At 46.0% G+C, this 12740-nt stretch carries 10 protein-coding genes and 6 pseudogenes; 12 read left to right on the plus strand and 4 right to left on the minus strand.

From position 1 onward, the window contains the following. Positions 1-527, minus strand: a pseudogene (locus AAC852_RS00890) (IS4 family transposase); the annotation flags it as partial. Here AAC852_RS00890 and AAC852_RS00895 point away from each other — a divergent pair. From AAC852_RS00895 to AAC852_RS00905, 3 genes are all read left to right on the plus strand, one after another. After that, positions 518-1209 (plus strand): IS1 family transposase gene (locus AAC852_RS00895; protein WP_340619651.1). Its coding sequence is split into 2 segments (ribosomal slippage): positions 518-752 and positions 752-1209, totalling 693 coding nucleotides; the frame shifts between segments, so codons are not numbered across the junction. The pseudogene AAC852_RS00890 and the gene AAC852_RS00895 sit on opposite strands and share 10 nt — an antisense overlap. A gap of 57 nt (positions 1210-1266) precedes the next feature. Beyond that, on the plus strand, positions 1267-1764 hold the full coding sequence (locus AAC852_RS00900) for a DUF6731 family protein (RefSeq protein ID WP_340619652.1): 498 nt from the start codon (positions 1267-1269) through the stop codon (positions 1762-1764). Between the two features lie 24 nt (positions 1765-1788). Beyond that, positions 1789-2211, plus strand: a complete 423-nt coding sequence (locus AAC852_RS00905) for a hypothetical protein (protein WP_340619402.1) — start codon at positions 1789-1791, stop codon at positions 2209-2211. Between the two features lie 438 nt (positions 2212-2649). Here the strand turns inward: AAC852_RS00905 and AAC852_RS00910 are convergent. Next, positions 2650-2922, minus strand: a pseudogene (locus AAC852_RS00910) (transposase); the annotation flags it as partial. A gap of 19 nt (positions 2923-2941) precedes the next feature. Here AAC852_RS00910 and AAC852_RS00915 point away from each other — a divergent pair. From AAC852_RS00915 to AAC852_RS00950, 8 genes and pseudogenes are all read left to right on the plus strand, one after another. Continuing rightward, positions 2942-3429 (plus strand): annotated as a pseudogene (locus AAC852_RS00915) (phage minor tail protein L); the annotation flags it as partial. 97 nt (positions 3430-3526) lie between these two features. Continuing rightward, a complete protein-coding gene (locus tag AAC852_RS00920; RefSeq protein ID WP_340619403.1) occupies positions 3527-4126 on the plus strand; it encodes a type VI secretion system-associated protein TagO in 600 nt (199 codons plus the stop codon). A gap of 66 nt (positions 4127-4192) precedes the next feature. Next, on the plus strand, positions 4193-4891 hold the full coding sequence (locus tag AAC852_RS00925; RefSeq protein WP_340619404.1) for a C40 family peptidase: 699 nt from the start codon (positions 4193-4195) through the stop codon (positions 4889-4891). A 4-nt stretch (positions 4892-4895) separates the two neighbouring features. Beyond that, positions 4896-5471 carry a tail assembly protein gene (locus tag AAC852_RS00930; protein WP_047680429.1) on the plus strand — a complete coding sequence of 192 codons (576 nt, stop codon included), beginning with the start codon at positions 4896-4898 and terminating at the stop codon, positions 5469-5471. A gap of 56 nt (positions 5472-5527) precedes the next feature. After that, positions 5528-8817 (plus strand): annotated as a pseudogene (locus AAC852_RS00935) (TipJ family phage tail tip protein). Between the two features lie 5 nt (positions 8818-8822). Next, positions 8823-9176, plus strand: coding sequence for a hypothetical protein (locus AAC852_RS00940; protein WP_340619405.1), 354 nt, complete (start codon positions 8823-8825; stop codon positions 9174-9176). A 1-nt stretch (position 9177) separates the two neighbouring features. After that, positions 9178-9798 (plus strand): hypothetical protein, encoded by a 621-nt coding sequence (locus AAC852_RS00945; protein ID WP_340619406.1) that lies wholly within the window; start codon positions 9178-9180, stop codon positions 9796-9798. 617 nt (positions 9799-10415) lie between these two features. Further along, a pseudogene (locus tag AAC852_RS00950) lies at positions 10416-10496 on the plus strand (transposase DNA-binding-containing protein); the annotation flags it as partial. Between the two features lie 15 nt (positions 10497-10511). On the opposite strand, the pseudogene AAC852_RS00955 reads toward AAC852_RS00950, so the two are convergent. Next, a pseudogene (locus AAC852_RS00955) lies at positions 10512-11029 on the minus strand (IS1 family transposase); the annotation flags it as partial. Further along, a complete protein-coding gene (locus AAC852_RS00960; RefSeq protein ID WP_340619407.1) occupies positions 10986-11240 on the minus strand; it encodes a hypothetical protein in 255 nt (84 codons plus the stop codon). The gene AAC852_RS00960 and the pseudogene AAC852_RS00955, both read right to left, overlap by 44 nt. Positions 11241-12081: 841 nt before the next feature. On the opposite strand from AAC852_RS00960, the gene atoD reads away from it, so the two are divergent. After that, on the plus strand, positions 12082-12732 hold the full coding sequence (gene atoD / locus AAC852_RS00965) for an acetate CoA-transferase subunit alpha (RefSeq protein ID WP_340619408.1): 651 nt from the start codon (positions 12082-12084) through the stop codon (positions 12730-12732). Positions 12733-12740 lie beyond the last annotated feature (8 nt).

Here is a 12740-nt window from a genome sequence, read left to right on the forward strand (position 1 = left end):
AGAATACGCTGGGCATCTTCTTTTGTTTTCACGGGTTCTGAGGTCAGAATGTGCCAGCTCAAGCCATCATGATTTCCCGTTTCTTGACAACCGACATAGTACAGTGGGACGCCGTCACCGGTTTTATTCGCCGGGATTTTTACGGTCACCGCCGCATAACGCACTTCGCAGTGTGCATCACGCGCTTTTCGCCCGCCTTTTTGCCTCACTTGAACCGTTCTCGTATCCGCATACACCAAGGCGCCACTGTAATGATAAAGCTTGTCGCTGCTTTCTTCTATGCAACGGCTTTGCATAGAGCGAACGACAAAGCGCTGATGATTTGAGACCTTATAGGTCAGGTACTCGATAATGTCTGCTTCCCGGTCACAGACCGAGATAACTTTTCGCATGTCAGCACCGAGGCGGGCTTCCATTGCGCGTGAAGCCCGTTCCCATTTATAGCTTTCTTTGTCTTTATAAGCTCTGCTCGCATGATATTGATTTTGCCCGTAAGCCTGAAGGTCTCGGGTCCAACGTGGTTTGTCGTTACTGTCATAAAACAGACGAGGTTAAAGGGCATGGAAAAGGGCGTACTGGGCACCCCCGCTATCACTGTTATGCTTGCCGTAAAACCTTCCAACTGAACTATACCTACCAAGCCTGCCACCCCGGCATGAAAGAACGAATTATTGATATGTCCATGAATAACGCTGGTGTCAGGGACACGGCTCGGGTTCTGAAAGTCGGTATTAACACGGTCATTCGCACATTAAAAAACTCACGCCAAGACAAGTAACTACGCTGCCGCTTTCGGGCAGTGAAATTCATATTGTCTGTGAAATAGACGAGCAGTGGTCATTTGTCGGTAATAAAAGAAATCAGCGCTGGCTCTGGTATGCGTGGGAGCCGAATAGGAAACGGGTAGTGGCACATGTGTTTGGGGATCGCAGCAGGAAGACGTTGAAAAAGCTGCTGGCACTCCTATCTCCTTTTACTATCCGGTTTTACTGTACAGATGATTATGCCGTTTACGATTACCTGCCTAAGAAAAAACACCTCACGGGAAAGAAATTTACCCAACGTATCGAGAGAACGAATCTTACGCTTCGTATCCGGATAAAGAGGTTGAATAGAAAGACAATAGGTTATTCCAAATCCGAAGAAATGCACGACAAAGTGATAGGTACGTTCATTGAGCGTGAATACTACATCTCATCACCGATCTAACCATTGGGAACATGAATAGGCTATCAATGTTGCAGAGAAGGAGGTGTTATCTCTGCACTGTCTAAATACCTCACTGAAATTAACGAAGGAAATCAAGTGGTTGGTTTTGATGACATTTTAACTAAAGAGTCATTGGACGCCATATTTAAAAAAGGATTGATAAAAAGCGTTGAGTTTTCAGTCGCTAAACCAGTAGGAAAAGAATATCAATTAAATCCAGAAGATGCTTGGACTCAGGATTCTTTTGATATGTTGCAGGATGTGGGAGGTACGAAGTTTACTGGAACAATATCCATTCAATCCAGGCAGTTAGGACTTTTAGATAAAACCAGAAATTATATTCGGAAGTTACTGGATTCAGAGCATACGAAAAGATTAAAAGTTAAAATTTCTGGAATAGAGAAACCGATAGACCTATTTGCAGAACGTATTTATGACAAAATCGATGTAGCGGTTGGAGAAGGTGGTGAAATTTATTCAACTGATATATATCAAGGAATTAGAAGCGTAAAGGATCAGAAGCAGCATCACTTTGACGCTAACTTTAAAGAGTGATAACTAACGAAGAGGGAGGACATTATGAGATATTATATAAAAATATGTATAGTTGCTGCATGCTCCCTCACCATCACTACATGGTATAAAGGTTGGTTCATAGGTCTGGATGATACCGCTATTCGCTCTGCTGCGACCGTTGCAGCTCAAGTATCGGCAACATTGCTGGGATTTCTGATTACAGGATTATCCATTCTTGCATCCGTATCAGGTAATACCTTATTGAGGAAGATGCAAATATCAGGGCACTATCGTGTTCTTTTAAAGAAAGTTTTTACGGTATCAATGTGGTATGCATTCTCTCTTGCTATTGGTTGCTGGACGGTAATATCACCGCAACAATTTTTATATATTAGCGCTTATATTTGCTTGTGGGTGTTTTTATCATCGGTGTTTATGTTGGGTGATATAGGATGGAGATTTTGGTTGGTTCTAACGAATATTTAACTCATACTCCTATTTATCCTGCGTAATCACTATATTTTAAATAATCATTCAAGACCTCGTTAACGCGAGGTTTTTCATTTCTGCCACCGCAATCACTCCCATAACCTCAGTATCTTTATTGCGGTTGGCAACCTATTAACTACAACTCACAGGGGTAACCATCGTTCACCCCACGGACGCCGATTATCTCAATGGGGTGGATTATGAAGATGAAAGAACATCCTGATTTATGGGTACACAAGGCATCTTGGCGACTCTCGCTGGGACAAAGGCATTTTTGGTGTCATTTCCTCTGATGTTAAGTGGGGGATACCTCTTGCCATTATCTGTATTGGAGCCAGCTTTATTTATGATGCAATAAAAGGGAAGGATAAAAAATAATCCTGCCAATCTCAATCAAGGTCACTTAGGCGGCCTAATGAGCAACTGTCTTTCGCTTTAAACCGTGTGGAAAGATTCATCCCACGGTTTATTTGTTTTTATCATTGCATTGATAATGACCAGTAACTTACGCATACAAGCAACGATAGCGACTTTATTTGGCTTGCCTGCTTCGGTTAATCTCTTGTAGAAAGCGCAGAGAACGGGGTTAAATCTAATGGCTGTTAACGTAGCCATATAAAGCATTCGACGCACCATTGCTCTTCCTCCAAAAATTGTTCGTTTTCCCCGGAAGAACCCAGAATCCCGATTAAACGGTGCAACGCCAACTGACGGCAGAGCAGTGTCACCGACCCTGAGTGTGGCCAATCTGGATAGTACTATCAGCGCCCTGTGTCTGGCTTATCAGAACATGGTGCAGGCGCGTGTCACTATTCGTATGACCTTTGCGCATTATCTGGATGCGAGAAACTTTCCAGAAGGCAACCCGCAAGCCGATCCGACACAGGAAAAAATCGATGTTTTCTATATCGACAGTAAGACCCATGAAGATAACGAAAGCATTCATTTTGCCTTATCGTCACCGGCTGACTTACAGGGTATACAAATCCCCACCCGTCAAATCCACAGTCTGTGTACATGGTGTATGCGCGGGTTATATCGAAATCACCTTGCAACTATACGGGAACGCGGTATTTTGATGAGGAGGGTAACCCGACTGATGACCCGGCAAAAGATGCGTGCGGGGGTTTGATGAGTGACTGCAAGGCCCGATACGGTGAAGCGGCTCAATTGCCTTTTGGCGGATTTCCGGGTTCGGCGTTGCTGAGAAGGTGAGGATTGGTACAGTAAGGCTTGATTAACCAAAAAGGATGTACCTAAATTTATTTACAAGTAAACTTAATGCCACTTTATGGCTGAAAGGTAAATTCTCATGAAAAAGGTATTTTTCTTATTAGGCTTATTTTTTATAAATACGGCGATGGCAAATGTTATATCAACAGATGAATATAATAAATGTAAGATTATGACGGAATCTAATGAAAAATTAGACTGTTATGAATCTTTACATTCAGGAAAGAAAACTGTAAATAAAGACAAGAGTGAATGGAATATTTCACAGGAAAAATCTGAGATAGATGATTCGCAAACCATCATCTTAAGAGTAGAGGCTGAGCGTTCAATATATACAGATCTTCTTGGAAGATATACTCCAGTTTTAGGGATTGTATGTCAAAATAATAAAACTGAATTATATATAAACTGGAATGCTTATCTTGGTATTGATAGCACTAAAGTAATAACAAGAGTTGATAAAGAAAAGAAAAATAATAAATGGTGGAATATATCCACAAATAACAAAGCCTCTTTTTACCCTACGGATGGAAAAATTGCATTCATCAAATCTTTGCTTGGAAAAAACAAGTTATTTGTGCAAGTCACTCCTTATGGTGAAAACACGATTAATACTGCATTCAATATAACTGGATTATCAGATGAAATAGCTCCATTAAGAAAAACATGTGGATGGTAAGAGAAATAGCACTTACCAATGAACCCGCCGCAGCGGGTTTTCTGTTTATTGTGTGGAGAGTTTTACATGCGCCCCCACATCACTCAATCTATCCTGAATCACGCCAAAACCGAATATCCCAATGAATGCTGTGGACTGGTGATTCAGAATGGCCGAAAGCAGCAGTACATTCCCTGTCGCAATACCGCCCCGTCACCCACTGAGCAATTCAGTATTCACCCCGAAGATTACGCCAATGCCGAAGAGGCAGGAACGATTATTGCGATTGTCCACAGTCACCCCGATGCCACGACACAGCCCAGTCAATTAGACATTGCTCAGTGTGACCTGTCACAAATTCCGTGGGTCATTGTTTCATGGCCGGAAGGGGATATGCGTACCATCATGCCAAACGAGGGGGTAAAGCCTTTACTTGGCCGCCCGTTTGTGCATGGTATCTGGGATTGTTATGCCATTGTACGTGACTGGTATCGGCTGGAACGTAATATTGAACTGCCTGATTTTGCCCGCACGGATGGCTGGTGGAACCGGGGCGAAAATCTGTATATGAAACACTATGCTTCGGCGGGGTTTACAGAATGCAGCGGTGAATTGCAGGGGGATGTGATCATGATGCAAGTGCAGGCCAGTGAGCCTAACCATGCCGGCATTTACCTCGGTGACGGCCTCATGTTACACCATCTGTACGGACAACTCAGTCACCGCGTGTCTTATAGCGGGTACTGGCAGGAACGTACGGTGAAAATAGTCAGATATCAGGAGTAATTTCATGAATACATTGCGAGTGATACGGTTATACGGCGTGCTCGGTGCCTTGTTCGGACGGGAGCACCGGCTGGCTGTCTCATCACCGCAGGAAGCGATCCGGGCGCTGTCGGTATTAATTGACGGCTTTGAGCAGTTTTTGCTGACGGCCAAAGCGCGTGGGCTGACCTTTGCCGTGTTCAGCGGAAAACGCAATATCAGCCGGGAGGAACTGGCCTTTTCCGGGGAAGAGGCTATTCGCATTGCTCCGGTGATTATCGGCAGTAAAAAGGCCGGGATTTTTCAGACCATTCTCGGTGCGGTGATGGTCGCCGCGGGGGCGTTTATGTGGGCCACTGCGTGGGGAGTGCCCTTAGTGATGTCCGGTGTGTCGATGATGCTGGGGGGCGTGGTGCAGATGCTTTCACCGATGCCGGGCGGACTGGCGCGACGGGAAGATCCCGATAACAAACCCTCTTATGCCTTTGGTGGTCCGGTGAACTCCATTGCACAGGGCAATCCCGTTCCCGTGGGATATGGCCGGCGCCGCATCGGTGGGGCCATTATCTCAGCAGGTATCTATGCCGAAGATCAGCAATAACGCCATTTATTTTTATTGAGTCTTGCCGCGCCTGCGGCTTTTTTTGTAGGTGAATTATGGGTAATCATCTGATTCAGGGCAGTAAAGGCGGCAGTCGCAGTCCACGCACGCCGGTTGAATCCCCGGATTCTTTACAATCCACGTCCTATGCAAAAATTATCCTGGCTCTGGGTGAAGGGGAATTTGCGGGCGGGCTGGATGGCACCAATATCTTTCTGGATAACACACCGATTATTGGCCCGAATGGTCAGGCCAACTTCGAAGGCGTGAAGTGGGAATTTCGCCCCGGTACACCGTATCAGGATTATATTCCCGGTATGCCCGCCGTAGAAAATGACCTGACCGTGGGGACAGAGTTAGTCGAGTCATGGGTCAGATCGGTCACCAATACGCAGTTATCGGCCGTCCGTATCCGTTTATCGTGGCCTCAGTTGCAAACACAGCAAGATAACGGGGATACAGTCGGGTATCGCATCAGTTATGTGATTGAAGTGGCAACGGATGGCGGGGCATACCGGGAGATCCTGAACACAGCGGTAGCGGGCAAGACAACCACCAAATATGAACGATCTCACCGTGTGGATTTACCCCAGGCGCATTCCGGCTGGCAGGTACGGGTACGCCGTCTGACCCCAAAACAGAACAGTAACCGGATTGCTGACGCGATGATGGTGGAGGCCATCACAGAAATTATTGATGCCAAATTGAGTTACCCCGAAACCGCCCTGTTATTCGTCCAGTTCGACGCCAAACAGTTTCGCAATATCCCGCAGATTTCCTGTGAACCGAAAATGCGGGTGATCCGGGTGCCGGACAACTACGACCCGGACGGCCGCACTTATTCCGGGGTGTGGCAAGGTGAGTTCAAATGGGCCTGGACAGATAACCCTGCCTGGGTGCTGTATGATTTGATGATCAATGACCGGTTCAGTATCGGCACCCGGGTTAAAGCGGAAAATTTGCGTCTGGCAAAATGGGACCTGTACCGTATCGCCCAGTATTGCGACCATCCCGTACCGGATGGCAAAGGCGGCACCGAACCCCGGTTTACCTGTAACGTCTATATTCAGTCTCAGGAAGATGCCTGGACTGTTTTGCGGGATATTGCCGGTATTTTCCGGGGATGACATTCTGGGCCAACAATAATATGAATGTACTGGCGGATATGCCCCGGGATATGGATTACCTCTATACCCGTGCCAATGTGAAGGACGGTAAATTTACTTACGCCAGTGCCAGTGAGAAAACCCACTATTCTACAGCGATGGTGAGCTGGTCCGATCCGCAGAACGGGTATCAGGACGCCGTCGAACCCGTTTTCGAAAACCGGTTGATACGCCGCTTCGGGGTCAGACAGGCGGATGTGACGGCCATTGGTTGTACCCGTCAGAGTGAAGCTATCCGGCGCGGTAAGTGGGTGTTACACACTAACGAATATGACCGGATGGTGACCTTTACCGTGGGACTGGATGGCAAAATCCCCTTACCGGGTTACATCATTGGCTTGGCGGATGAGATGCTGTCCGGGCGTGTCCTCGGTGGGCGTATTAGTGCCGCTGAGGGGCGCAATATCACGTTAGACCGGGTTTCATCGGCTAAAGTGGGCGAGCGGCTTATTCTCAATCTGCCCTCCGGTAAGGCGGAAGGGCGTACCATTCAGGCGGTTAATGGCGAAGTGGTGACGGTCAGTACCGATTACTCCGAAATGCCGGCCACTGAATGCGTCTGGGCCATTGATGCGGCCGATTTGGCGGTTCAGTTATTCCGGGTCACGGGTATTAAAGAAGGAGAGGATGGTGTTTCCTTTGAAATCACCGCCGTAGAGCATAACCCGGACAAGTACGATCACATCGATACCGGCACCCGCATAGACGAACGCCCCATTTCGGTCATTCCGCCCGGCGTGCAGCCACCGCCGAAAAATGTCGCGATTAACAGTTATTCTGTCGTCAATCAGGGTATTGCTGTCACCACACTGCGTGTCACCTGGGAGGCTGCGGAGAGTGCGATTGCCTATGAAGCGGAATGGCGACGGGATAACGGCAACTGGATATCCGCACCGCGCACGTCGACACAAGGTTTTGAAGTGCCGAACATCTACGCAGGCCGTTATCAGGCGCGGGTCAGGGCGATTAATGCGGCGGAAATTTCCAGTATTTGGGCGAATGCACCCGAAACGCATCTGAAGGGGAAAGAGGGAAACCCGCCTGTACCCCTGGCATTCAGAGCGACCCCGATTGTCTTTGGTATCCAGTTAAACTGGGGTTTTGCGCTGCAAACTGACGATACGCTGAAAACAGAGATTCAATACAGTCCGACCAACGATGGCGAAGGGGTGATGTTACTGGCGGATATTCCCTACCCGCAAAAAACACACACGATGCAGGGGCTGGCGGCGGGGGTGGCTTTCTACTTTCGGGCCCGGCTGGTGGATAAATCCGGCAATCAATCCCCGTGGACAAACTTTATTCGGGGGGCGTCCTCTACCGACACAAACTGGATAACCCAGGCGATGGGTGACCAGTTCCTTACTGCCGAAGCCGGTAAACGCTTGCAGGAGCAACTGAATTATCAGGCCGAAGCAGAACTGATTAACAGTACGGCGATTTATCAGAATGCCCGTAACTTAATCGTGAAGGATGGAGAGAACAAGGCCGAAATCAGGCGGCTTGACCGGGTATTCGCTGATGAGAAGGCAGCATGGGCCGAATCCTTTAAAGAGGTGAAGGCGGACCTTGTGGTGGTTAAAGATGAAGTGAGAACCGAGGTCAAGGCCAGCATTCAGGAAAGCCAGAAAGCCATTGCGAAAATGGACAAAGCCCTGACGGAAAGTGAGCAACGCACTCAGGCACAGTTTAAAGATCAGTCCGCCATTATTCGTGAGAAAGCGACGGCAGTTTTCGATATCGACGGCAATGGATATGCCATTAAGGATATCGGGGCCGGGGTGAATTATAACGGTCATTTTTATAAAGCGGGGATGGTGATTGGGGCAGAGGTGAAGAACGGCAAGGTGGAAACTCACTTCGGGGTCAGTGCCAACCAGTTTATGGTAATGAATCCTGCTGATGACAAGCTGGAATCGGTCTTTATGATTAAAGACGGGCAGGTATTTCTCAGAGAAGCGTTAATCGATAAAGCGATGATCCAGAAGCTGGTTGTGGGGGATGAAATTAGATCCGTGAATTTCGACCCCCATAATAAAACCGGGTTCAGACTGGATATGAAAACAGGCGAAGAGGTGCGTTACGGGCGCGGGAGTTCCGGTTATTGGGTCGAAACCAATAATCTCAAGCAGCTCTTTGATAATAATGGAATATTACGTATCAGAATGGGGATTTGGTGATGGGGATGGGATTGGAGATTTACGATGAAAAAGGCCGGGTGATTATCAGCACGAATAATATTATCCCGCGTTTTTTAGGGACTCACGTTATCCCGCTTCAAAAATCAGGGCACTTGTTTTTGCCGGGATTGAGTGAAGGGGGTAATGTGACGGCCCGTTTCTTTTTACGCATGAGAAGCAGGGGTCATACCCTTACTTCTGCTATCAGTAATGAGTTCACAAAGTTCAGTGTATCTGGCAGCACGTTCAGTTATTACGTGGATTATGACATCTGGCGATGGGAGCACATGGGTAGAGGTGGCGGACAAACCGGGGTATGGGCTGAAATGCAAAACCGGGTGACCATTTGGGCGATTTAATATGATGGGATTAGAGTTTTATACCGACAACGGTCTGGTGCAATTATCCTATAAAACCCCGTCACTGGGTTTTTTAAGAAAAGCGCAGAAGAATGAAAGTAATGCCGGCTGGGATGAAAAATACTATAACTGCGCGCTGGTTTATGGGGCCGGAGGTAAATATTTTTTTGCCCCGGTATCGGAACTGGCAATTTCGGGCAACAGCGGGCTGGAGGTGTATAGCGAGAAAGGCGAACTGATGTTTTCTTCCTCCATGAAATTACTGTCATTTGTAAAATATTTTTATGTCGATGTCCCCAATAATAAAAACAGGCCTTTTGTTCATGTGGGTGAACCGGGACGGCATTATGGCTTCATGCCCATAAAATGGCAGTCCAGAGAATATTATAAAAATATTGTTTATATTCGCGGTGAAAACAATCCGCCGTTTTATGATGAAGAATGGGAATATAACGTTTGGCTGGAAACCTTCAAGGGAAAATACAGTGATGGACGTATTGAAATTGCCTACTCCTATGAATTTGTGGGTGAACGAAGTACAGGTGTAGATCCCAACGCAGGGAGCGGCCCACCGCCGCTGTTGGAAGGCTTTATTGTCGATTTAACCATGATAGAAGGTTAACCCTCTCTTTTTTCAGGAATCAAACCATGATTTATGCACAAGGCACAATTTCTATTGTGTCCGGCTCGGCTATTGTCCGCGGTACGGGCACGCAGTTTAAAGACAATATCAACGGCATTGCCCCGGGGCAGGTGATCATCATCCAGTCCGGCAACAGTAACTTGTTGCATATGATACAGGCGGTGAACTCCGATACGGAACTGGTGCTGGCGGATAAAGCCACGGTGACGCTGGATAACACTACCTACCAGATTCAGACGACCGTCCCTGATTCCATTTCCGATGGCGTCCGACATATGGTGGCGATTAACAGCAACATCATCAATTTCCTCCAGAACATGGATAAGTGGTCGAGTGAGAACGGGGTGGTTGATATCACACTGCCGAACGGACGCATTGTGTCCCTGCAATCCATTCAGGCGATGGCCGGTAAAAAGGAAATAGAAAAGCTGGCGCGAGCAGTCGAGGGCCGCCTCGACAAAGCGCAGAACGGGGCGGATATCCCGGATAAGGGCTGTCTCTTCTACACAAATCCCTCGATTGAATCGAGGGATTTTTTTGAACCTTTTTCTACCTGGCTGATCTCAATAAGAAATACTACGTTGAGGTCACGTATGATGTTTTCAACAGATGCTGAGCAATGGGCAAAAGACACTTTTCAATATGCTGATTTAGGGGATAGCCGCCGCACTAAGCGGTCATGTTCCCAATGGTTAGATCGGTGATGAGATGTAGTATTCACGCTCAATGAACGTACCTATCACTTTGTCGTGCATTTCTTCGGATTTGGAATAACCTATTGTCTTTCTATTCAACCTCTTTATCCGGATACGAAGCGTAAGATTCGTTCTCTCGATACGTTGGGTAAATTTCTTTCCCGTGAGGTGTTTTTTCTTAGGCAGGTAATCGTAAACGGCATAATCATCTGTACAGTAAAACCGGATAGTAAAAGGAGATAGGAGTGCCAGCAGCTTTTTCAACGTCTTCCTGCTGCGATCCCCAAACACATGTGCCACTACCCGTTTCCTATTCGGCTCCCACGCATACCAGAGCCAGCGCTGATTTCTTTTATTACCGACAAATGACCACTGCTCGTCTATTTCACAGACAATATGAATTTCACTGCCCGAAAGCGGCAGCGTAGTTACTTGTCTTGGCGTGAGTTTTTTAATGTGCGAATGACCGTGTTAATACCGACTTTCAGAACCCGAGCCGTGTCCCTGACACCAGCGTGGGAGCATGACCAAATATCCCGTTATAGATTTCATATCTACGCCGATCTTGAGCCCTCTAATTTGATAAGCAGTGTCGCCTGCTGGCATCACTTGCAAAGGTTCACCACGTTCTACAAGCTCTGATAGCACCTGCCATAAAATATCTGAGCTTCCATCACATCTGGACTTATAAAAGCGAACTGTATATGTCTTGCTCTTTTGACTCATGCTTTTCTCTTGCTTTAGTCTGTTGCACAAATCTTAAGTAAATCACACACAGAATATCAATCAATGGAAAAAGTAAAATCACATTTAACTTAGTGAGTTATGTCAAAAAATCACAAAATTATGCTTGATGCCAAAATGGTACTAAGCTTGAGAAAAAGTTGAGTTGAAAATTATTATTTGCACCCAATAACTGTATATAAAAACAGTACCATTCATTGCATTCACTGAAAAGAAGATTTTACCTATCAATTCTGCAATTGCTTAATAATCTAAATTGAATACCCTGTAATCATAACCACCCGCATAGCGGGTGGTTTTATGTTTAAGCAGCTGACGCTACTTAAACTGGCTAAGGCCATAATAAAAAAGCTAATACTTGCAAGATTTTTTTACATCACTTTTTATGAAAGCTCTAAGAGATGCGATCCCACCTATATTGGCTGGCGATAAAGGTGTTCTCATCAGCGCCTCGACCGAAGTATTAGGAATTAATTGTCAAACTTTAATATATCAATTGCAAGAATATAATAATTGAATATCATCGTACAAATAAAAAGAAAATAATTATTCCTCTAACTTTCTATTTCTCTTTAATCTTTTATTTTTAAGTTGATCTCCTGCCGTTTTTTGCTGATCTTTGCTATACATTTCTTACAACATACCATTTCCTGCTATTTGATATTAATTAAATCACAGCCAACCAAAAATTATCATACCATTAAAAACCAATAATATTTATTATTTCAAAAAGTTTATTATTAGTGGAAAATAAAATTTAATCTATTGACATACCCTTTGCTATTTTACTGTTTGAGATATCTTTCTTACTAAGGAAAGAAACATGAAAAATAAACAAATAACGATTGATAAGGCAAAGGAATTTTTCTGCGATGGGATGACCATTATGGTGGGTGGATTTATGGGTGTGGGCACCCCTCCACGTTTAATGACAACGCTATTAGAAACCGGTGTAAAAAATCTAACCCTTATTACCAATGATACAGCCTTTGTTGATACCGGTCTGGGACCATTGATTGTTAATGGACAGGTAAAGAAATTAATTGCATCCCATATCGGTGCCAATCCAGAAGCTGGCCGCCGCATGATATCCGGTGAAATGGAAGTACAACTGGTGCCACAAGGTACGTTGGCAGAGCAGATCCGTTGCGCTGGTGCTGGTTTGGGTGGTTTTCTGACACCAACCGGCGTGGGCACCGTGGTGGAAGAAGGCAAAGAGAAAAAAGTCATCAATGGCCGGACATACCTTCTCGAATTGCCGCTGTATGCCGATCTGGCACTGATTCAGGCACACAAAGCAGACACTTTCGGCAACCTGACTTATCACCTCAGCGCACGTAACTTTAACCCACTTATTGCACTGGCCGCAGATATCACGCTCGCTGAACCGGATGAAATCGTACCGATTGGCTCACTCGATCCTGACTGCATTATCACACCGGGTGCTATCATCGATCATCTCATTGTTCAATAAGGATAAAA

It is taken from the genome of Xenorhabdus siamensis, from assembly GCF_037996745.1.
Lineage (GTDB): Bacteria > Pseudomonadota > Gammaproteobacteria > Enterobacterales > Enterobacteriaceae > Xenorhabdus > Xenorhabdus indica.